Origin of the sequence: Chromobacterium violaceum ATCC 12472 (assembly GCF_000007705.1) — a bacterium.
Taxonomy (GTDB): domain Bacteria; phylum Pseudomonadota; class Gammaproteobacteria; order Burkholderiales; family Chromobacteriaceae; genus Chromobacterium; species Chromobacterium violaceum.
The window spans coordinates 3,432,942-3,453,649 of record NC_005085.1 but is presented as its reverse complement, the minus strand read 5'-3'; the positions used below and the strand labels follow the sequence as shown (position 1 = coordinate 3,453,649).

Annotated in this window: 21 protein-coding genes and 1 riboswitch; of the genes, 11 read left to right on the top strand and 10 right to left on the bottom strand. The window is 67.3% G+C overall.

Translation table 11 applies throughout. The annotated features are described in order from the left end of the window. Positions 1-2 precede the first annotated feature (2 nt). Positions 3-521 carry a winged helix DNA-binding protein gene (locus CV_RS15560; protein WP_011136716.1) on the top strand — a complete coding sequence of 173 codons (519 nt, stop codon included), beginning with the start codon at positions 3-5 and terminating at the stop codon, positions 519-521. Positions 522-673: 152 nt separating this feature from the next. On the opposite strand, the gene CV_RS15555 is transcribed toward CV_RS15560, so the two are convergent. Then, positions 674-1,501 carry a hypothetical protein gene (locus CV_RS15555; RefSeq protein WP_011136715.1) on the bottom strand — a complete coding sequence of 276 codons (828 nt, stop codon included), beginning with the start codon at positions 1,499-1,501 and terminating at the stop codon, positions 674-676. A 172-nt stretch (positions 1,502-1,673) separates the two neighbouring features. Here CV_RS15555 and CV_RS22285 point away from each other — a divergent pair, with 172 nt between their 5' ends. Next, the gene (locus tag CV_RS22285; RefSeq protein WP_052278856.1) at positions 1,674-2,411 is read left to right on the top strand and encodes a substrate-binding periplasmic protein; all 738 of its coding nucleotides are present in this window, start codon (positions 1,674-1,676) and stop codon (positions 2,409-2,411) included. Here the strand turns inward: CV_RS22285 and CV_RS15545 are convergent. Further along, positions 2,408-3,586: a DUF1501 domain-containing protein gene (locus CV_RS15545; protein WP_011136713.1), complete on the bottom strand. Its 1,179-nt coding sequence runs from the start codon at positions 3,584-3,586 to the stop codon at positions 2,408-2,410. The two genes, CV_RS22285 and CV_RS15545, sit on opposite strands and share 4 nt — an antisense overlap. A gap of 10 nt (positions 3,587-3,596) precedes the next feature. After that, complete coding sequence (locus CV_RS15540; protein WP_115610163.1) at positions 3,597-5,042, bottom strand: DUF1800 domain-containing protein; 1,446 nt, start codon at positions 5,040-5,042, stop codon at positions 3,597-3,599. A gap of 124 nt (positions 5,043-5,166) precedes the next feature. Beyond that, a riboswitch (TPP riboswitch) is annotated at positions 5,167-5,261 on the top strand. A 50-nt stretch (positions 5,262-5,311) separates the two neighbouring features. Here CV_RS15540 and CV_RS15535 point away from each other — a divergent pair. From CV_RS15535 to CV_RS15520, 4 genes are all read left to right on the top strand, one after another. Then, on the top strand, positions 5,312-6,328 hold the full coding sequence (locus CV_RS15535; RefSeq protein ID WP_011136711.1) for a thiamine ABC transporter substrate-binding protein: 1,017 nt from the start codon (positions 5,312-5,314) through the stop codon (positions 6,326-6,328). A gap of 65 nt (positions 6,329-6,393) precedes the next feature. Next, on the top strand, positions 6,394-6,945 hold the full coding sequence (locus CV_RS15530) for a GNAT family N-acetyltransferase (protein ID WP_052278855.1): 552 nt from the start codon (positions 6,394-6,396) through the stop codon (positions 6,943-6,945). Further along, positions 6,942-8,507, top strand: a complete 1,566-nt coding sequence (locus CV_RS15525; RefSeq protein ID WP_011136709.1) for an ABC transporter permease — start codon at positions 6,942-6,944, stop codon at positions 8,505-8,507. Before CV_RS15530 ends, CV_RS15525 begins: the two co-directional genes overlap by 4 nt. Next, the gene (locus CV_RS15520) at positions 8,482-9,441 is read left to right on the top strand and encodes an ABC transporter ATP-binding protein (RefSeq protein ID WP_011136708.1); all 960 of its coding nucleotides are present in this window, start codon (positions 8,482-8,484) and stop codon (positions 9,439-9,441) included. Before CV_RS15525 ends, CV_RS15520 begins: the two co-directional genes overlap by 26 nt. Here CV_RS15520 and CV_RS15515 read toward each other — a convergent pair. Further along, complete coding sequence (locus CV_RS15515; protein ID WP_011136707.1) at positions 9,431-9,958, bottom strand: MarR family winged helix-turn-helix transcriptional regulator; 528 nt, start codon at positions 9,956-9,958, stop codon at positions 9,431-9,433. The two genes, CV_RS15520 and CV_RS15515, sit on opposite strands and share 11 nt — an antisense overlap. A gap of 172 nt (positions 9,959-10,130) precedes the next feature. Between CV_RS15515 and CV_RS15510 the strand changes: the two genes are divergently transcribed. Beyond that, positions 10,131-10,535 (top strand): VOC family protein, encoded by a 405-nt coding sequence (locus CV_RS15510; protein ID WP_011136706.1) that lies wholly within the window; start codon positions 10,131-10,133, stop codon positions 10,533-10,535. Positions 10,536-10,549: 14 nt separating this feature from the next. On the opposite strand, the gene CV_RS15505 is transcribed toward CV_RS15510, so the two are convergent. Then, on the bottom strand, positions 10,550-11,350 hold the full coding sequence (locus tag CV_RS15505) for a helix-turn-helix transcriptional regulator (protein ID WP_011136705.1): 801 nt from the start codon (positions 11,348-11,350) through the stop codon (positions 10,550-10,552). A gap of 4 nt (positions 11,351-11,354) precedes the next feature. Next, entirely contained in the window at positions 11,355-11,900 is a 546-nt protein-coding gene (locus CV_RS15500; protein WP_011136704.1) for a kinase inhibitor, read from the bottom strand. 160 nt (positions 11,901-12,060) lie between these two features. On the opposite strand from CV_RS15500, the gene yidD reads away from it, so the two are divergent. Next, positions 12,061-12,474 (top strand): membrane protein insertion efficiency factor YidD, encoded by a 414-nt coding sequence (yidD, locus tag CV_RS22280; RefSeq protein ID WP_052278854.1) that lies wholly within the window; start codon positions 12,061-12,063, stop codon positions 12,472-12,474. On the opposite strand, the gene CV_RS15490 is transcribed toward yidD, so the two are convergent. Further along, on the bottom strand, positions 12,447-12,944 hold the full coding sequence (locus CV_RS15490) for a GNAT family N-acetyltransferase (RefSeq protein WP_011136702.1): 498 nt from the start codon (positions 12,942-12,944) through the stop codon (positions 12,447-12,449). The genes yidD and CV_RS15490 overlap by 28 nt on opposite strands. A 90-nt stretch (positions 12,945-13,034) precedes the next feature. Here CV_RS15490 and CV_RS15485 point away from each other — a divergent pair, with 90 nt between their 5' ends. Continuing rightward, positions 13,035-13,973: a LysR substrate-binding domain-containing protein gene (locus CV_RS15485; RefSeq protein ID WP_011136701.1), complete on the top strand. Its 939-nt coding sequence runs from the start codon at positions 13,035-13,037 to the stop codon at positions 13,971-13,973. 42 nt (positions 13,974-14,015) lie between these two features. On the opposite strand, the gene CV_RS15480 is transcribed toward CV_RS15485, so the two are convergent. Continuing rightward, the gene (locus CV_RS15480) at positions 14,016-14,885 is read right to left on the bottom strand and encodes a serine hydrolase (RefSeq protein WP_011136700.1); all 870 of its coding nucleotides are present in this window, start codon (positions 14,883-14,885) and stop codon (positions 14,016-14,018) included. 294 nt (positions 14,886-15,179) lie between these two features. Between CV_RS15480 and uvrB the strand changes: the two genes are divergently transcribed. Then, positions 15,180-17,192, top strand: a complete 2,013-nt coding sequence (uvrB, locus tag CV_RS15475) for an excinuclease ABC subunit UvrB (RefSeq protein ID WP_011136699.1) — start codon at positions 15,180-15,182, stop codon at positions 17,190-17,192. A gap of 55 nt (positions 17,193-17,247) precedes the next feature. On the opposite strand, the gene CV_RS15470 is transcribed toward uvrB, so the two are convergent. Then, a complete protein-coding gene (locus tag CV_RS15470) occupies positions 17,248-18,807 on the bottom strand; it encodes a hypothetical protein (RefSeq protein WP_011136698.1) in 1,560 nt (519 codons plus the stop codon). A 188-nt stretch (positions 18,808-18,995) separates the two neighbouring features. Between CV_RS15470 and blaCVI the strand changes: the two genes are divergently transcribed. After that, entirely contained in the window at positions 18,996-19,763 is a 768-nt protein-coding gene (gene blaCVI, locus CV_RS15465; protein ID WP_043598132.1) for a CVI family subclass B2 metallo-beta-lactamase, read from the top strand. Positions 19,764-19,765: 2 nt separating this feature from the next. Here the strand turns inward: blaCVI and CV_RS15460 are convergent, their stop codons facing one another. Beyond that, positions 19,766-20,467: a hypothetical protein gene (locus tag CV_RS15460; RefSeq protein WP_011136696.1), complete on the bottom strand. Its 702-nt coding sequence runs from the start codon at positions 20,465-20,467 to the stop codon at positions 19,766-19,768. Positions 20,468-20,708: the final 241 nt, after the last annotated feature.

Sequence of the window (20,708 nt, the reverse complement as noted above, 5' to 3'; positions counted from 1 at the left end):
GGGTGTCAACGACGCAAGACTTGCCTAAGATCGTGTCCTCGCAGCATCTGGTTTCCGAGCGCAGTCCGGAGCTGTCCGAGTTTGAATTCAGCCTGACGGTGGTCAACAACGCCTTCCATCGCTGGATGGTGCGTTGCATGTCGGCGGCGGGGGAGAAGGACATGACGCCGACCGAAGTGCTGCTGGTCCACCATGTCAATCATCGGGGGCGGCAGAAAAAGCTGGCCGACATCTGTTTCGTGCTGAACATGGAGGATACCCACGTGGTGTCCTACGCGTTGAAGAAGCTGGTGAAGATGGGGTATGTGGCCAGCGAGAAAAGCGGCAAGGAGGTGCTGTTTTCCACCACGGAAAGCGGCCGCCAGCTGTGCGAGCGCTACCGGCAGGTGCGCGAGCAGTGCCTGATGTCCACGCTGGGCGACGGCGGCATCGCCAATCCTCTGATCGGGGACATCGCCCAGTTGATGCGGACGCTGGCCGGGGTCTACGACCAGGCGGCCCGGGCCGGCGCCTCTTTCTGAGCGCCAGCCCTGGGCTGCGCTGCGGGGCCGTTGTTGCCGGCGCTGGCTTTGTCAAACGTCCCCGGCTGCGAATGACGCTGCGGTAGGCCGTTGTTGGCGCCCAGCGTCCGGCAGAAAACGGCCGATGCCGCCAAAAGATCGCGAACAGGCGCTTAGATGACGGCCCAGATCGCGAAGATGGCTGCCAGTATCAGCACCCCGGTCAGGATTTGCGAGGTGCTTTTTTCCTTTTGCAGCGCGCGCTTCAGGCTGTCGTGCGCGCTTTCCAGCTTGTCCAGCTGCTGCTGCAGCTCGGCCCGGGCCTCGTCCTGGCCGGCAAGCGTCTTCAGCATTTCCTCGCCGCCGAATTCCTTGACCGCTTCCTTGTTCCAGACGCCCAAGAGCTTGTTCACCTTGTCCTTGAAATACAGCGCGCTGCGCTGGGCCGGATCCTGCCACTCGAACTGGAAGCCCTGGCCGGCATAGAAGGCGTGGCACTTCAGCCGTTCTTCCTCGGTATGGTTCTGTCCCATGGTGATCATGCCCGGGCTGATGGCGAAATCGGGGCAGACGCCCTTGGCCCAGGCGATGACGCTGGCGAACAGATAGGCGTCCAAGCCGCTGCCTGCCAGTCCAGGACTGGCCTGCACGCCGCTCTTGGGACCGAAGGTGACGGTCTTGCTCGGGCGATCCACCCTGACCCAGGCCAGGTTGTAGACGGCGTGGAAACGGCTGTCGTCGCCTTCCAGCGGCTGCCAGTGCGCGCCGTCGGAGCGGGCATAGCCGCGGAACTGCAGGCGGAAATAGTCGGACTGGGCCGTCATCGCCCGGCTGCGCTGCAGGATGCCGTAGATGGGGCGGCCGTCGCCGCTGAGCGTCAGTATGGTTTCGCCCAGTGGGATGGCCAGGTTGGCCAGCGTGACTTCGCTTTCCGGCGGCGGCAGCGGAATCTCTTCCGTTGTCTGGTGTGGATCGTTATTCTGGGTATTGTTCGAAGTCATGTGGCTAGGGTTCTGTCGCTGGGTGGTCGTGTGCCTGCGCCCGCGGGACGCCATCGGCATGGGAATTCTATCCTACATTGTAGGGGAGCGCGCTTGCGCTTGCCGGTCGCGGGAGGGGATGGTGCGGTTTATCGGGGGTTTTGCTTTACTGGCGTGCTGGGCTTTGCCGGCGATGGCGGGCGGGATATGCGGCAAGACTATCCAGGTGGGCTGGGAGGAGAGGCCGCCGTATCATTATCAGGGACGGGATGGCCGGCCCGCGGGCTATTCGGTGGAGCTGCTGAACCAGGCGGCCGCGCGCGTTGGCTGCCGCCTGGCGTATCGCCGAATTCCCTGGTCGCGCACGCTGCAGGCGCTGGAGCTGGGCAAGGTGGATGCCGCGATGCAGGCGCTGAAAACGCCGGAACGGGAGGCGTACGCCTGTTTTGTGCCAGGCTACAGTTCCTCGCTGGTGCGGCTGTGGGCGCGCGGCGATCGCGCTGCGCATTGGCCGGTTGCCCAGCAGCAGGACTTGGGCAAGCTGGGCGTCGTCAGGCTGGGGGTGACGCATGGCGACAGTTACGGCGACAAATGGGACCGTTGGCTGAAAGCGCCTCCCGGAACGGTGAAGGTGGACGCCGGGGAAACCCTGGCCGGCAGTTTGCGCAAGCTGCAGCTGGGGAGGATAGATCTGCTGCTGGCCACCATGGACACGGCGCCGAATGAACTGGCCCGCCTGCCGCAGCAGCCTGCGATCGTCGCCCTGCCGCCGGTATGGCCGATAGGCGGGGCCTTTTACGTTTTCAGCAAGCGCAGCGTGTCTCCTGAGTTGTGCCACGCTTTTGCCGCCGCGCTCAGCGACATGAAGCGCGACGGCGTGGTGGACCGGCTGTACCGCAGCCGCTTCAATATCGCGTATCCCGATCCCTAGCCGCGCAGCAGGGGCAGCGGCGCGAAGCGTCCGCCCAGCACGTTATGGCTGTCCTTGCCCCACCAGCCGTCTATCGCCGTGGCGTAAACCTGGCGGAAGTCTATCGCATGCGGCAGATTGCCCTCGCTGACGCCGGCCAGTTGCGGCATCTGGCCGTACAGGCCGCCGTTGACGCGGCCGCCCAGCGCGAAGTGGACGTTGGCGGTGCCGTGGTCGGTGCCGCGGTTGCCGTTCTCGCGCGGGCGGCGGCCGAATTCGGCGTAAGTCAGCGCCAGCGTGTCGTTCCAGCGGCCCAGCCGCGTCATCTCGCTTTTCAGCTGCGCCAGTCCGTCCGCCAGTTCCGCCAGCAGCCGCGCCTGCACCGGCTGCTGGTTGCCGTGGGTGTCGAAGCCGGTCAGCGTGATGCGGGCGACGGCGATGTCCACGCCGCGGGCCAGGGTGTCGGTCAGCGTGCGCACCGCCACGCCGAAGCCGCCGTTGGGCTTGGGGCCGGCGGTGGGCGCTTCGCTCGCCGCGGTGCGCGGCAGCGGCGCCAGGCTGGCGGCGGCCTGGCGGATGTCGCCTTCCACTTTCAAGATATGCTCCAGCGCCGCGCCGGCGCGGCCGGGCTGCTGGTCCGCCACCAGCTTGGCCTGGCGCGCGAAGTCTTGCGGATTGGACAGCACCACCGCGCGCGCGCCGCCGTCCAGCGGTCCCAGCACCTGGCTGGACAGCACCACGCCGTCGGCGGCGAAGTTCTTGGGCGTCGGCTGCTCATGGAACAGCCGGGTCAGCCAGCCTTCGCTCAGGTATTGCTGGCTGGCCGACGCCGTGTCCCAGATCTCGATCGAGCGGAAGTGCGACAGATTGGGATCGGGGTAGCCGACGCCCTGCAGCAGCGCCAGCTGCTTGTCCTGCCACAACGGCATCAGCGGCGCCAGCGACGGGTGCAGGCCGATGTCGCCGTTGATCTGCAGCACCTGCTCGCGGGCGATGGCGATGCCGGGACGCAGCCGGTAGTAGTCGGCGCTGGCGTAGGGGACCACGGTGTTGAGGCCGTCGTTGCCGCCCTTCAATTCCACCAGCACCAACAGGCGCTTGTAACCGGCTGGCGCCAGCGCCCAGGACAGATTGGGCAGCACCGACATCATCAGGCCGGCGCCGGCCGCTTTCAGGAATTCTCGTCTCTTGAACATGGAAGTTTCCTCATTCCACCTGATAGGCCGGGTCCAGCAGCAACTGGGCGATGGCCTTGGCGCCGCTGGCGCCCTGCGGCAAGGGGTTGGTCGGCGGCACGGCCAGCAGCAGCCGCGCGGCGTCGGCGGCGGTGCGGACGCCGTAGACGGCGGCCCATTCATCGGGTTGCAGCTTCATCGAATTCAGCCCGTTGCCGACGAAGCGGCGGATGCGCGCCTCGCGGCCGGCCATCTCGTTCAGGCCGCCATCGGCCTGGACGTAGGCGTCGCGCGCCGGCGCGGCGTCGCGGGCGATGCGGTCCAGAAACTGCTTGCGGGTGAGCAGGGTGGCGCTGTTGATCCAGGCCTCGCCGCCGGGCCAGCCCTTGACGTTGGGCGGCGCGAACACGTCTTGACCCAGCTGGCGGTTCAGGCCGGCGATCACGCGCCAGTCCGGCGGATTGAGGTCGAAAGTCACCAGCGTGCCTACGGTCAGCTCCAGCGGCGATTTCACCAGTTGGCCCTGGCTGCGCCAGAACTGCGGCGTCAGCAGCAGCGCGCGCATCAAGGGCTTCAACTGGTAATGGCCGCGGCGGAAGTCGGCGGCCAGCTTGTTGATCGTGGCCGGATCGGGCGTCGGCGACACGAAGTTGCGCCACAGCTTGCTGGTGACGAACACCGCGGTGCTAGGCTGCTGCAGCAGCAGGTCGATCACGTCGTCGCCGTCGAAATTGCCGCGCTGGCCGAAGATGACTTTCTCGCCGGTGTCGCGCAGCCGCGGACGGACGATGAACTGGTCGTCGCGGTCCAGGCCCCAGCCGGTGAAGGCTCGGGCGGCCTCGCGGATGTCCTGTTCGCTGTAGCGGCCTTCGCCCAGCGTGAACAGCTCCATCACCTCGCGGGCGAAGTTCTCGTTGGGCTGGTCCTTGCGGTTGTTGGCGGTGTCGAGGTAGCGCATCATCGCCGGATCGCGCGCCACCGCGTGCAGCAGCTGGCCGAAGTCGCCCAGCGCGTAGTGGCGCAGCAGCAGGTTTTGCTGGTACATCATCTGCGGCGAGCGCACCTTGTCCAACGCCGACACGAAATGGTTGTGCCAGAACAGCGTCATCTTCTCCGTCAGCGGCGACGGCGTGTTGCGCATCTCGGCCAGCCACCAGCTGCGCAGCTCGACCGCGTGCTGATTGCGTTCCTGTTGCAGCGCCTTTTTCTGTTCCTCGGTGAGGCCGGGCTGGCCGGGCCGTTCGAACGGCTCGTTGGCCCACCCAGGCGGCGGCGTCGCCGCCTGGGTGCGGACACCGGCCAGTATCTTGTCCACCGCCGCCTCGCGGCTCAGCGGCGCGAAAGCCTCGATCTGCGCCGGGTTGGCGCCGAAGCCGGCGCGCGCCAGCAGGTGGCGGGCGCCGTCCGCGCCGATGCCGGCCAGCGCGCATAGCGGCAGGCCGAGCAGGGCGGAGGCGAGCAGTATTCTTTTGATCATGGGTTCACCGCGGCAAGCCGTTTGCATAAGCGATTGACTGTGAGCATAGTGGCCACTCTTCGCTGCGGTATTAAGCGGACTGGTCAGAGTGTTAAGTTGTTTGCGCATCTGGGCTATACTGTCGCCCTGTCACCGGGGGTGCCCGCCATGCGGGCTGAGAGACACCCTGAGAACCTGATCTGGATCATGCCAGCGGAGGGAGCGTGATGAAGCGGAATCTCGTCCGCCTTGCCTGCTTGCTCCGTGGCCGCATCGCACGGAGATTGTCCATGAAACTGTTCCCCAAAATTGCCGCCGCCGCCTTGAGCCTGGCTGGACTGTCCGCCCAGGCCGCCGAACTGCGCGTGCTTGCGCACAGTTCGTTCAGCGTCGACAAGCCGCTGCTCGCCGCCTTCGAGAAACAGACCGGCGCCAAGGTGTCCATCATCAAGGCCGGCGACGCCGGCGAGATGGTCAACAAGCTGATACTGACCAAGGGCAGCCCGATCGCCGACGTGGTGTTCGGCATCGACAACAGCCTGATCGGCAAGGCCGAGCAGGCCGGCGCGCTCGCGCCGCTGCCGGCGGAACTGGCCAAGGGCGGCAAGGTGGGACTGCCGGGCGCGGCCGCCGTCGACTACGGTTACGTGACGCTGAACTACGACAAGGCTTGGTTCGCCAAGAACAAGCTGCCGTTGCCCAAGACCCTGAACGACCTGGCGCTGCCGGCCTACAAGAACCTGCTGGTGGTGGAAAACCCCGCCACCTCCAGTCCGGGCCTCGCCTTCCTGTCCGCCACCATCCACGCGCTGGGCGAGGACAAGGCCTTCGCGCTGTGGGGCAAGCTGCGCGACAACGGCCTGAAGGTCAGCAAGGGCTGGACCGAAGCCTACTACACCGATTTCTCCAAGAACGGCGGCGGTCGGCCCATCGTGGTCAGCTACGCCACCAGTCCGGCGGCCGAGGTGTTCTACAGCAAGGACAAGCCGGCGGACGCGCCGACCGGCAATCTGTTGCTGCCGGGCACGGTGTTCCGCCAGGTGGAGGGCGCGGCGCTGGTCAAGGGCGGCAAGGAGCCCAAGCTCGCCCAGCAGTTCATCGCCTTCCTGCGCTCGGACGCGGTGCAGAAGGACATTCCGACCCGGATGTGGATGTATCCGGCGATGGACAATATTCCGCTGGACCCGGTGTACAAGCATGTCGAGCAGCCGGCCGCGCATGACACCCCCGACAGCGCGACGCTGGCGGCCAAGCAGCGCGCCTGGGTCGGCCGCTGGACGCGGGTGGTGCTGAAGTCCGGCCAGTGAGCGACGATGACTGGCCCGGCATCGCCTCTGTTATGATCCGGGCATGTTTGTTTGGAAGCTCATTCATGATCGACGACATCACCAGCCCCCGCCTGCTCCTGCGCCACCTGGACGCGGATTTTCTCGAATCCTGCCTGCGCGGCGACATCGACGCCGCCGCGGCCCGGCTGGGCTGCCGCCCGGCCGCTGGCTGGATGGGGGAGACCGCGCTGATGGAGATGCGGCTGGCCGATATGGCTGCGGAGCCAGCCTATGCGCCGTGGTCGGTGCGGGCGCTATTGCGCCGCGACGATCTGGCCATGATCGGCCACATCAATTTCCATACCCGGCCCGGCCATCCCTATCTGAACGGCTATGGCGACGTCGAGCTCGGCTATGCGGTCTATCCCGCATTCCGCCGCCAGGGCTATGCCCGCGAGGCGCTGTTGGCGATGGCCGGCTGGGCGGCGCGGCAGGGCGGCGTGCAGCGGCTGGTGTTGTCGATCGAGCCCGGCAACCTGCCGTCGCAGGCGCTGGCCGCCCAGCTTGGCTTCGCCAAGGTGGGCCAGGCGCGAGATGACGACGGTTGCGAAGATGTGCTGACGGCCGATTGGCCATTGCCTGGAGCCTTTGTTTGAAGCAGTCCGCCGTGCCCCGGCTGATCCTGGCCGGACTTCCGCTGTCCTTCCTCTTGCTGCTGGCCGTCGCGCCGCTGTTCCGCCTGTTGGCGGAAGGCGGCCTGCAGTTCAATCTCTCGCTGCTGGCCGACGACTACCTGCGCTGGCGGCTGCTGTGGTCGCTGATCCAGGCGTCGGCCAGTTGCCTGCTGTGCCTGGTTCTGGGCGTGCCGCTGGCCTGGATGCTGGCCCGTTACCGCTTTCCCGGACGCGCGTTGCTGCTGCGCTTGCTGATGCTGCCTTTCGTGATGCCGACGCTGGTGGCGGCGATGGGCGTGCTGGCGTTGTTCGGGCCGCGGGGCGCGTTCGGCGTCAACCTGCAGGACACGCCGTGGCTGCTGCTGTACGGCAATCTGTTCTTCAATCTGCCGCTGGTGGTGCGCGCCGGCTGCGACGGCTTTTCCCAGGTGCCGGCCAGCCGCCTGGCCGCCGCGCGCACGCTGGGCGCCACCCGCTGGCGCGCCTTCTGGCGCGTGGAATGGTCGGCGGCCCTGCCCTGGCTGCTGTCCAGCCTGTGCCTGGTATTCCTGTACTGCTTCTCCGGCCTGGGCCTGGCGCTGGTGCTGGGCGGCCAGCGCTACGCGACGCTGGAGGTGGAGATCTACACCCTGGTGGCTTACGAGCTGAACCTGGCCGACGCCGGCGCGCTGGCCTTGCTGGTATTGCTGGTGTGCGGCGGCATCGCCGCAGTTTATGCCGCCTTGGCGCGCCGGCTGGCTACCGTGGCGAAGGTGGAGCCGCTGCCGCTGCGGCCGGCTGCGAGCGGGATCGAGCGGCTGGCTTTGGGCGCGACTTTGTCCGCGCTGCTGCTGTGCAGCGGCCTGCCGCTGCTGGCGGTGCTGTGGCGTGGCCTTTGCGCCGGCGCGGAATGGGCGGCGCTGTGGGACGAGGATACGCGCCAGGCCTTGTGGAACAGCGCCCGCTTCACCGGCGTGACCGTGCTGGCGGCCGGCGCGCTGGGCCTGGCGCATGCGCTGGCCTGCGGCCGCAGCCTGGCGTTGCGCGCCGCCGTCTTTCTGCCCTTCGTCGCTTCGCCGGTGTGCGTGGCTTTCGGCCTGCTGTTGCTGTACCCGCAATGGAGCGGCGCGCTGGGCCTGCTGATGGCGGCTTACGCGCTGCTGGCCTACCCGCTGGTGGCCAAGGCTGCGCTGGCGTCGCTGGACGGCCAGCCGCCGCATTGGCGGGCCGCCGCCCGCGGCCTGGGCGCCGGCCCGTGGCGCGCTTTCCGCCGCGTCACCTGGCCCTTGCTGCAGCCTGCGCTGCGGCGCGGGCTGGCTTTCGCCGCCGCCACCGCGGTCGGCGAGTTCGCCGTCACGCTGTTCCTGTCCCGGCCGGAGTGGCTGACGCTGACCACGCTGATCTACCAGCGGCTGGGGCGACCCGGCGAAGCCAATGCCGACGCGGCGATGCAGCTCTCCTGCGCGCTGATGCTGCTGGCGCTCATTGCTTTCTGGATCATTGAAACCGCCGGCGGCGCCGGCCCGGAGGAGGACAGCCGTGCTGACGCTGCGAAACCTGAATAAGCGCTTCGGCGCGCGCGTGGTGGCCGACGATGTGTCGCTGGAGGTGTCCGCCGGCGAAACGCTGGCGATGCTGGGGCCGTCCGGCTGCGGCAAGAGCACGCTGCTGAAGATGATCGCCGGCCTGGAGCGGCCGGACGGCGGCGCGCTGGCCTTTGACGGCGAAGACCTCGCGCGGGTGCCGCCGGAGCGGCGCGGCTTCGCGCTGATGTTCCAGGATTTCGCGCTGTTTCCGCATCTGGACGCGCTGGGCAATGTGATGTTCGGCCTGGTCGAGCAGGGCGTATCCAAACGCGACGCCGCCGCGCGCGCGCAGGCGATGCTGGCCCGCGTGGGGCTGGCCGAGCACGGCGCGCGCAAGGTGTGGACGCTGTCCGGCGGCGAGCAGCAGCGGGTGGCGCTGGCGCGGGCGCTGGTCACGCGACCCAGGCTGCTGCTGCTGGACGAGCCGTTTTCCAGCCTGGACGCCGACCTGCGCCGCATGCTGCAGCGCGAATTCCGCGAACTGCTGCGCGAGGCCGGCATACCGGCCATCATCGTCACCCACGACCGCGACGAGGCGTTCGCGCTGGCGGACCGGGTGGCGGTGCTCAAGGATGGCCGGCTGCTGCAGTGCGCGCCGCCGCGCCAGCTGCTGGCCGCGCCGGCCTGCGCCTGGCTGGCGCGCTTCATCGGCTTTGACAATGTGCTGGAGCATGCGGCGGTGCCGCCGGGCGCGCTGCTGCTGGGCGACGATCAGCCGCCGGCGCGCATCGTCGAGCTGACGCCGCTGGCGGATGGCCTGCGGCTGAGGGTGGAGGCCCAGGCCGGTCCGTTGGCGCTGATGCTGTCCGCGCGCGAGGCCGAGAGGCTGGGCGACGCGCTGTTCATAGGCGGAACGCTGGGCGTCGGCGTCGACGAATCGCGCCTGCTGCGTTTTCCCGCGCTCAGCTCTTGACCGGCCCCCAGACCTTGGCCAGCAGGCGCAGCAATTGCTGCCGTTCCTGGGCGTCAAGGTGGGCGGTCAGGCCGGCGCAGGCGCGCCAGAAGTCGGGCAGCGCCTGTTCCAGCAGCGCGCGGGCCTCTTGCGTCAGGCTCAACTGCAGGCTGCGGCGGTCGGCAGGGTGGGGGTGGCGGGCGATCAGCCGGCGTTTTTCCAGCCAGTCCAGCAAGCCGGTGGCCGATGCGCGGGTGATGCCGAAATAGTCGGCGATGCTGGACGGCGTCGGCGGCTCCGCGCCCAGCCGGCCGTCTTCGAACAGGCGGAACAGCAGCAGCACATGCAGCTTGTTTTCCGAAATCCCCAGCGGCGCCAGATGCCGGTTCAGACGCAGCAGCACGTCGTCGCCCAGCCACAGCAGCAACAGCCCGGCGGCGGCGGCGTCCTGCTGGGTGTCGGCGTCGGCGGTATCCGCCATCAATTGCAGATGGGGCGCCATGGCGGCGCTGGCGTCTTGCGGGTGTCGTGCGTCCATGAGGATTCGCCTGGCTGAGTTGTGGCTATGTGATGGGCCGCGATGATGCTAGCCGAAAAGCGTCGTTACGTCGAACTCCGTTCCCGGTCATTTTGTTAGTTTGACTAATTATATGTTTTGCGTATTATTGTGTGGCCGGCAGGGGCCGGACTCACATCGGAAAGGAATGGAGATGGCTATCGAAGTGCAGGCCTTGCATCACGTCGGCTTCAGCGTGCCCAAGCATCAGGTGGCGGCGCTGCAGGCTTTCTACCGCCAGGTGTTCGGCCTGGAGGCGGATCCGTCGCGCTGGCACATTCCCGGCGTGCCGGGTTGCTTCCTCGATTTTCCCAACGCTACTCAACTGCACATCATGGGCAAGGACGGCGTGTCGCCGTACGCGCAGGGCGAGGGACAGGACCCGGTAAGCAATCATGTCGCGTTGACGGTGGCCAGCCTGGAGCGGGCGGCGGCCGAACTGAAGGAGAGAGGCATCGCCTTCTTCAGCCAGCGCAACGTCGCCGCCGACAGGTTGGAGCAGCTGTTCGTCCGGGATCCGGCGGGCAATCTGCTGGAGCTGAGGCAGGACGCCGGCTGAGCGGCGGGCCGGCGTCAAAGCGTCCGGCGCAAGGCGCTGGGCGTCAATCCGTAACGCTGGCGGAAGCGCGCGGCGAAGCGGGACGCCGACGCGTAGCCGCTGGCCTCGGCGATCTGGGCGATGGACCGCCGGCCATCCTGCACTTGCTGCAGGGCCAGGCCCATCCTCACCTCTTCCAGAATCGCCTGGAAGCCGGCGTCTTCCTCAGCCAGCCGGCGGCGCAAGGTCGACGCGCCCAGGTTGAGCCGGCGCGCCGCCGTTTCCACGCTCCACGGCGCCGCCGGATCCAGCATCATCAGTTGCCGCAGCCCCTGCGTCAGGCTGTCGGTCTTTTCCCGAAGCAACGGTCCGGCCTGGCCGGCCAGGGCCAGGGCCAGCAGCACGCCTTCGGCGTGATGCTGGCGGATTTCCGGCGCGGCGTTGCCGTGAAGGCTGTCCATCAGCAGCGTCCATGCCGACGCCAGGGGGCCATCCATCGTCGGGCAGAGTTCCTGGCCTGGCCGCTGCCTCAGCAGCAACGGACCGTGGCGGTCGCGGAAGCGGTCCAGCAAGTCCGGCGGCAGGCCGACCACGTCGGCCAGGTAGCCGCCAGGCCCCGGCAGGTTGACGATGTCCAGTTCGCAGCCGGCCGGCAACAGCACCAGCTGGGATGGCCCGGCCGACATCTCCCTATCGCCCAGCCGGATGCGCTTGCCGCCATGGCGGACGCGGCATAGCGCCGGCATGCACACCGGCACTCGCCGCACGTGCTGCGGCAGGCGGGCGCGTATTTCGCCGGCCTCGATGCGGCTCAGGCGGTGAGCGATGTCGGCCATGGGCTCAGCGGCCGTAGGTGGCGGTGAGCTGCGCCTTGCCCAACGCGTTGGCGTTGAGCATGAAGCCTACCAGCGCGCCGCTGGCGTTGGCGTCGATCGGCAGCTTGTCGATCTTCAGCGCCCAGACGGTGAACTGGTAGCGGTGCGGCTTGTCGCCTGCGGGCGGGCAGGCTCCGCCGAAACGGGATTCGCCGTAGTCGGTGCGCCCTTGCACCGCGCCTGGCGGCAGCGAGCCGCCTTGGCTGCCGGCGCCTTCGGGCAGCGAGTGCACGCTGGCCGGCAGGTTGGCCACGGTCCAGTGCCACCAGCCGCTGCCGGTGGGCGCGTCCGGATCGTAGGCGGTGATCGCGAAGCTCTTGGTGCCGAGCGGCGCGCCGCTCCACGACAGTTGCGGCGAGACGTTGCCGCCTTCGCAGCCGAAACCGCGGTAGACCTGTTTCAGGCTCAACGGCTTGCCGTCGGCCATGCTGTCGCTGGACAGCCTGAAGGCGTCGGCATGGGCGGCCAGCGGCAGGGCGAGCAGGCTGGCGATCAGCAGGGTGGTGCGCATATCGGTTCTCCTGTGGCTAGAGGGTTCGACGATGTTATGCGTCGGCGCGCGGCGAGATTGTGCCGAAACGCTCGCCGGCGGCGCGGGCGCGCTCGCCGACGACTTTAGCAGCGTGGGCGGGGAATGGGTATGATGAATCGCTTGGGGAAAGGAAGGGACCGTGTCGAAATGGCTGGCGTTGTGCCTGATCCGGATCTACCAGCGGCATCTGTCGCCGCGCAAGGGCTTCGGCTGCGCTTACCGGGCCGGCACTGGCCGGGCGGGATGTTCCGGCCTGGCTTTCCGCGCGATTCGCCGCTACGGCTTGTGGCGCGGAGGCGGGATCGCCCGCGCCCGCTTGTCGCGCTGCGCGCGAGCGGCCAGGGAGCCGGCGGCGCGGCTGCGCCAGTCCGGCTATTGCGAGCCGCCGCCGTGCGGCCCGGATTGCCTGAGTCCGGCCCATTGCGATGGCTGCCTGGATGATGCCGCCTGCCGCTCCGGCGAGTGCCTGGCGCATTATTGGCCCGGCTGGCGGCGGAACCGCCGCCGAAAGGCAGTCGGAGCTGATCAGGCGGCGACCGTATCCTCGCCATAAGCGAAGCGGCGCAATCCCTCGCCCGCCAGCCGGTAGCGTATCCACTCGGATTGCGGCGCGGCGCCTATCGATTCGTAGAAGTCTATCGCCGGCTGGTTCCAGTCCAGCACGCTCCATTCGAAGCGCCCGCAATCGTTGTCGCAGGCCAGCCTGGCCAGATGCCTCAGCAGCGCCTTGCCGGCCCCGGCGCCGCGCAGCTCGGGCGTCACGTACAGGTCTTCCAGATACAGCCCGTTCTTGCCCAGCCAGGTCGAGTAGCTGAAGAAATACACGGCGAAGCCGGCCAGTTTGCCATCCACTTCGCACATCAGCGCCTGGGCCTTGGCCCCGGGGCCGAACAGCGTGGCCTCGATGTCGGCGACGCCGGCCTTCACTTCGCGCTCGGCGCGTTCGTAGATGGCCAGCTCGGTGATGAAGCGGTGGATCTCGGCCGCGTCCTGCGGCCGGGCCGGGGTGATGGAAATCTGCATGCGTCGTTTCCCGTGGATGGTCGAAATGTCGGTTTCGGACATCTTAGTGCAAGCATTAAAATGCAAACAGTGCATTGTTTTCAGGTAAAAATGAAGAATATTCATCCCGGTCTGCGCGGCCTGGATCTCAACCTGTTGCTGCTGCTGGACGCGCTGTTCCGAGCCGGCTCGGTGCAGGGCGCGGCGGACAGTCTGGCGATCAGCGCCTCCGCCTGCAGCCACGCGCTGGCGCGTCTGCGCCTGGCTTTGGGCGACCAGCTGTTCGTGCGGGTGGGCGGCGGGATGCGGCCGACGCCGAGGGCGGAACAGCTGGCGCCGCTGGTGGAGGCGGCATTGGCATTGCTGTCCGACGGCCTGGCGCGGGGCGCGGAGTTCGATCCGGCCCGCAGCGAGCGCCGCTTCGTGCTGGCCGCCACCGACTACACCGCTTTCGCCGTATTGCCGCGCTTCCTGAACCGGATGCAGTCGCTGGCGCCGGCGCTGAGCTTTCGCGTGCTGCAGGCGGAGCGCAAGGTGCCGCTGGATGCGCTGCTGGCCGGCAGCATCGATTTCGCGCTCGGCTACTCGGAGGAAGACGGGCCGCCGCCGGCGGATATCGAGGAGTTCGATTGGCCGGAGGAGGAGTACGTGGCGATCGCCAGCCGCGATCATCCGCGCATCCGGGGCCGGCTGAGCCTGGAGGCCTACCTGGCGGAGCGCCATGCGGTGGTGACGCCGTGGAGCGAGCCGCGCGGGGTGGTGGACCTGGTGTTGGAGAGGATGGGCCTGGCGCGGAGCGTGGCGCTGCAGCTGCCGTCGGTGCTGGCGGCGCCCTTCGTCATCGGCGGCAGCGAGCTGATCATGACGCTGCCCAGGCGCGCGGCGCAGCGCTTGGCCGAAGCCGCGGGGGTGCGGCTGTATCCGGCGCCCTTCGCCATTCCGCCGTACCGGCTGAAACTGTACCGCCATCGCCGGCACGCGGGCTCGGCCGCGCACGACTGGGTGTGGCGGCAGCTGGCGGCCTGCGGGCCGGAAGCGCGTTCCCCATGAAAAAGGCCGGCATGGCCGGCCCGGTTGAAGAGGCGTTGGGGATCAGCCGGCCAGCCAGCTGCCGGGATGGGATTCCAGCCAGGTCCTGATGTTCTTGGCGTCGTTGGCGCGCGCGGAACTGGCGCCGGCGTCCAGCAGCACGAAAATCAGTGGCTGCGAGCCGACGGTGGCTTGCAGCACCATGCAGCGGCCGGCCTCCTGGATATAGCCGGTCTTCTGCACGGCGATGTCCCAGTCGCCTTCGCGCACCAGCGCGTTGCTGTTCTTGTACTGCAGCACGCGGTTGCGCACCGAGACGATCTGGTGGCGCTCGGTGGTGGTGAATTCGCGGATCAGCGGGTATTTCTGCGCGGCTTGCACCATCTTGGCCAGGTCGGCGGCGGTGGAGGTGTTGCGCACGTCCAGGCCGGTGGGGTCGTGGAAGACGGTTTCCGTCATGCCAAGGCTGCGCGCCTTGAGGTTCATCCGCTCGACGAAGATGGGCGTGCCGCCGGGAAAGGCGGTGCGGGCCAGCGTGGCCGCCGCGCGGTTCTCCGACGACATCAGCGCCAGCAGCAGCATTTCCTGCCGGCTGAGCGTGGTGCCGACCGCCAGCCGCGAGGTGGTGTGCTTGACGCGGTCGATTTCGGCGTCGGATACCGTGACCATCTGGTCCAGCGGCGCGCCCGAATCCAGCAGCACCATCGCCGTCATCAGCTTGCTGATCGACGCGATCGGCATGCGCTGGTGGGCGTTCTTCTCGTAGAGCGCCTCGCCGGTCTGGCCGTTGAGGATCAGCACCGAATGGGAATTGAGCCTGGGGGCGGTGTAGCCGGCCATTTCGCTGGCTACCAGCACGCCCTGCGGCGAACCTGCCAGCACCGGCATGGCCAGTGCCGCCGATACCAGCAGGCTTGCGATTTTCTTGATCATGCGTCACTCCGTTGTGCGCTTATTTTTGGAGGAAACCGGACTGCATCTTCATGGCATCTGCCGGCAAAATCCGTCAAGATGTTGACATCATTTGCTGCAGGCACCCGCTGCGCCCTGATTGCATTTTAAACAATGTCTCCGCTCTGTGTAGGGCAAAATGCGGTTTTTCTAAGGGGCGCGCGGCGGCGGTTTTTCCTTGCCGGGCGGCGCTGCGCCGGGCACCGGGAAACGGGGGGTGAGATCGGGCGGATATCGGCGTAAAATCAACCTTTTCGCCATTGTTCCGGGTCCGCCATGCTGCTCACTTTTCCCGACAGTCCGTTCCAGCTGAACCAGCCTTTTCCGCCGGCCGGCGACCAGCCCGCCGCCATCGAGCAATTGGTGGAGGGCCTGTCCGACGGCCTGTCCTATCAGACGCTGCTGGGCGTGACCGGCTCCGGCAAGACCTACACCATGGCCAACGTCATCGCCCGCACCGGGCGGCCGGCCATCATCATGGCGCACAACAAGACGCTGGCCGCGCAGCTGTACAGCGAGATGCGCGAGTTCTTCCCGCACAACGCGGTCGAATACTTCGTCTCCTACTACGACTACTACCAGCCGGAAGCCTACGTGCCCAGCCGCGACCTGTTCATCGAGAAGGATTCCAGCATCAACGAGCACATCGAGCAGATGCGCTTGTCGGCCACCAAGTCGATACTGGAGCGTCCCGACTGCATCATCGTGGCGACGGTGTCGGCGATCTACGGTATCGGCGACCCGTCCGACTACCACCAGATGATCCTGCACCTGAAGGAAGGCGAGACCACGCCGCAGCGCGACATCATCAGCCGGCTCACCACCATGCAGTACAGCCGCAACGATCTGGATTTCGGCCGCGGCACCTTCCGCGTGCGCGGCGACGTGATCGACATCTATCCGGCGGAAAGCAGCGACACCGCGCTGCGCGTCAGCCTGTTCGACGACGAGGTGGAAACGCTGACGCTGTTCGACCCCTTGACCGGGACGACCAAGCAGCGCGTCGGCCGCTACACCGTGTTCCCGTCCAGCCATTACGTGACGCCGCGCGACACCGTGCTGCGCGCCTGCGAGCAGATCAAGGACGAGTTGCGCCACCGCATCGAGTGGTATCAGAAGGAAGGCAAGCTGGTGGAGGCGCAGCGCATCGAGCAGCGCACCCGCTTCGATCTGGAAATGCTGTACGAGATGGGCTTCTGCAAGGGCATCGAGAACTACTCGCGCCATTTCTCCGGCCGCGGCCCCGGCGATCCGCCGCCGACGCTGATCGACTATCTGCCGAAGAACGCGCTGATGTTCATCGACGAAAGCCACGTCACCGTGCCGCAGGTGGGCGCGATGTACAAGGGCGACGCCGCGCGCAAGGCCAACCTGGTGGAATACGGCTTCCGCCTGCCGTCGGCCGCCGACAACCGGCCGCTGAAGTTCCACGAGTTCGAGCAGCTGATGCCGCAGACGATCTTCGTGTCGGCGACGCCGGCGGTGTACGAGAAGGACCACGCGGGCCAGGTGGTGGAGCAGGTGGTGAGGCCGACCGGCCTGGTGGATCCGGAGATCGAGATCCGTCCGGTGGCGACCCAGGTCGACGATCTGCTGTCCGAGATCCGGGAGCGGATGGCGCGCGGCGAGCGGGTGCTGGTCACCACGCTGACCAAGCGCATGGCCGAGCAATTGGCCGACTACTACACCGAGCACGGCGTCAAGGTGCGCTATCTGCACAGCGACATCGACACCGTCGAGCGGGTGGAGATCATCCGCGACCTGCGCCTGGGCATGTTCGACGTGCTGATCGGCATCAATCTGCTGCGCGAGGGCCTGGACATTCCGGAGGTGAGCCTGGTGGCTATCCTGGATGCTGATAAAGAGGGTTTCCTGCGTAGCGAGCGCAGCCTGATCCAGACCATAGGCCGCGCCGCGCGTAACCTGCGCGGCAAGGCGCTGCTGTACGCCGACCGCATCACCGACTCCATGCGCAAGGCGATGGACGAAACCGAGCGCCGCCGCGCCAAGCAGATGGCGTTCAACGCCGAGCACGGCATCGTGCCCAAGGGCGTGGAGAAGAAGATCAAGGACATCATCGACGGCGTCTACAGCGTGGAGGCCGAACGCAAGAAGCTGGTGGACGAGGCCGCGGTGGCGATGATGGATGAGAAGACGCTGTCCAAGGAGATCAAGCGTCTGGAAAAGGAGATGATGGAGGCGGCGCGCAATCTGGAATTCGAACGCGCGGCGCGCATCCGCGACGAGTTGAAGCAGTTGAAGGAAAAGGCCTGGCTCAGCGATTTGTGAGCGATGGCCCTGTCTCCCCGGCAAGCCCGCGCGTCGACCCGCGCGGGCTTGTCTTTTATCCGGACTCCAACAGCTCCGGCGGCAGTGCGGCCATCTCGGCGCGGAAGAAGCTGCGCTCGCTGCGGCGCAGATGCGGCAGCAGCAGCTTCAGCCTCTGCGCGTTGCCGCAGGCCCGCCTGCTGAGCCCGTCTTCCCAGGCCTGGAACCACAGCGTCTCCAGCAACAGGTTGGCCAGTTGCAGCGGCGTCAGCGGCAGGCGGCCCTGGTCGTGCTCCTCCAGCGTCACTTCCGCGACGGCCGCCCAGCTGCGGTAGCCCTTGGCCGCGGAAAACGGGCAGGGCGACAGGGCCAGCGCGTCGCGCAGGTCTTGCAGCGGGAACGGCTTGGCGGACCGGAATCCGGCGAGGGACGGCCGCTTGGCATGCAGGCAATCGCCGCGGGCGATGCGCAGCAGGAACACGACGTTCCAGGCTGAGCCGTTGCCCACGCCGAAGCGGTCGCAAATCCATTCCGACAATCCCAGCCAGCGCATCGCCAGACGCTGCATGTCCGCCATCCGCAGCACGCGCAGCGGATCGATCAGCTGTTGCTGCCAGAACAGCCACAGGCACCAGCCCAGATTGGCCGCCACGTGCTGGGCGGCGTCGATGGAGTCCGCCTCGTAGGCGGCTTCCAGGGCGCCGGCCAAATCGCGCAACGCCGCTTCCGCGCGTTCCGGCGCGCGCTCTGCGATGGCGGCCTGCTTGTGCAGCAGCGCGCCCAGGTTCAGGCATTCGAAACGCACGCGGGGGTTGTAGCGGTAGACCGGCTGCAACTCGCCCGGGCCGAGCAGTTGGCCGAGGCAAGCTTCGGCGCTCACGGATTCTCCGCGCGCGTAATGGTCCCAAGCGCGCGCGATGCAAGCCATCGCGGCGAAGGTGGGCTGGGCGGTTTCGAAACGGCGGCCGTCCAGCACCCGCCCCAGTTTTTTCAGCGCCAGCCTGCTGTCGTCGAATTGGGCGCTGCGGCGCCAGGCCAGGCTCTCCTTGGTCAACGCCAGCGCCTGCTGGAAATCGTTGCGCGCCGCCAGGCTGGCGGCATGGAAGGAGGCGGCCACCTGCGGTCCCGCCAGCCTGCCCATGCCGTCGCGTTCGTCGCGGATCGCCTGGGTGAGCTGGCTCCAGTAATCGAGGTTGTGCGACAACGTGTCCAAGCGGGCGGCGTCCGGCTCCGAGGAGGGCCAGGGCGCCAGTCCCAGGAATAGTTCCAGCTGGCGGCGATCGGCGGGTTTTCCGTCCACCAGGAAGCCCAGCCGCGCGTGGCCGGCGGCGCTCAGCCAGAAGGGGCCGCGGCTGCGGCCGTCCGGGTTCAGCAGGGCGATGGATTCGCTGGGCGGCGCGCCCCAGCCGACCTCCACGCCCCAGGCGGCGAAATCGGCAAACGCTCGGGAAACCAGCATGCGCGGCGTCCGGCTGGCGGGAAAACGCTGGCGCAGCGCGGAAACCGCCACCATGCCGTCTTCGTGGGCCGCCGCGTAATGGAGCCGCGCGAGCAGCCACAGCGACTGGAAACGGGCAGGTTTGCCGTCATGGCGATAGGGCGGGGTGAGTTCAAAGCGTATGGAGTCGGCGGTCATGTCGTTCGGTTACGGCAGTTACGGCCGGCGCGGTTTACCCCGCCGGATCGGGCTGGCTAGAATCCTGCCGGGATCGCGGTTTGGGCAGGCACACCTGATTTTGGAGTTGCGAGCGGATGGCTAGTTCTCTCCATGCGCGAAAAATCAGAACCTTCCTGCTTTCATTTGAATTAATTGTGGATATCAAGATGCGCACAGTATTTGGATTCGCCGGCGCGCTGTTGGGCCTGGCGGCCGCCGCCTGCGCGGCGCAGGGCGGCCTGGCTCTCAAGCACCTGAAGGGCGGCGTGTACGTGGTGGAGGATGGCTATTACGCCAAGGAGAACTCGGTGGTCTATGTCGGCGCGGAGCACGTGACCGTGGTGGGCGCCACCTGGACGCCGGATACGGCCCGAGAGCTGGCGCGGCAGATACGCGCAGTCACCGACAAGCCGATCGCGGAAGTGGTCAATCCCAATTATCACCCCGACCGCGCCGGAGGGAACGCATACTGGAAGTCCATCGGCGCCCGCATCGTGTCGACCCGGCAGACCGCCGACGAGATGCGCCGGGGGTGGGACGAGGTCGTCGCCTTCACCCGCCGCGGCTTTCCCGATTATCCGGCGCTGCCCGTCTCGCTGCCGGACCGCGAGCATCCCGGCGATTTCGAGCTGCAGGATGGCAGGATCAAGGCTTTCCACCTGGGCGCCGCGCATACCCGCGATGGCATCTTCGTCCATTTTCCGCAGGAGAGGGTGTTGTACGGCAACTGCATTCTCAAGCAGGAGCTGGGCAACCTGAGTTACGCCGACCTGAACGAATACCCGAAAACGCTGGAACGGCTCAAGCTCAGCGAGCTCGATTTCGATACGGTCATCGCCGGGCATCTCGACGCCTTGCATGGTCCGGAACTTATCGACCATTACCAGCGGCTGCTGAAGCGGCAGGCATCGGATGCCGCGGCCGAACGCAGCTGAGCTCAGGTCTGCCAGGCGGGGCGGCCTTCGACGACCTCGACTATCCAGTCGCCGCGGCGGTCGTAGATCAGGTTGAAAGTGGTATGGCCTTCGCCGGCGTCGCAGACGGCCGCGCCTTCGCGGCAGCTGGCGAAATCGATGACGGTGCCGGCGTGGCGGCGGCCGACGCCGGCGTAGAAGCGCGGAAGCGGCGCGCAGTCGATGTCGCGGCCCGGACTGGCGTCGATGAAGCTGGACAGCACCATGCGGCCGTCGCCGGTGCGCACCGCCTGGCCGACGTTGCAGGGCCGCCGCCCGGCGTCGTAGTCGGGAATGCTGATGCGAAACGCGTTCTCTCTCACGCCGGGATGATGGCGGGCGGCGCTGAGTTCAGGTTCGGGCTCCAGGCTCATGGTGACCGCGTTAGGCGCGGAGTGGCCCGGGCGGGCGGTCCGCACCGGCTGGCAGGACATGGCGTGCCCAGAGGGCAGGCCGGGGCGCGGCGCCGGGTCCGCGCGGGCCTGCGCGGCGGCGAAGCTGGACGGCAGCAGCTCCAGGATCAGGATGGCGCCGGTTTCCGATATCGGCGGCAAGGCCCGGTGGTAGAGGCTGTTGCTGTAGACGCGGCTGTCCGAGCCGACGTAGCGGGCCGGCTCCTGGAACAGGAAGAAGTCCTGGCTGTGCCTGCTGTTGTTGAGAATATTGATGGTGTAGCGAGCGTTCATGCCCAATTTCCGGGTGTGTGTTTTTCGCCGCCTCCGGGCCAGGCCGGTCTTGCGGCATCCGCTGTCTACAGCAGCAAGCGTGCCAGTTTGTAAAGTATTGTATTCATTGCGCTTGTCCCGATGCAGCGCGCGCTCGAGTGGACGGATTCGTCCATTTTTCGGTTTCATGCCGGACGAATCGACGCGGCATTCATTTTTTTCATCCTTGTCATTTTAAAAGTCGTTGGCATAATGCCTTGCC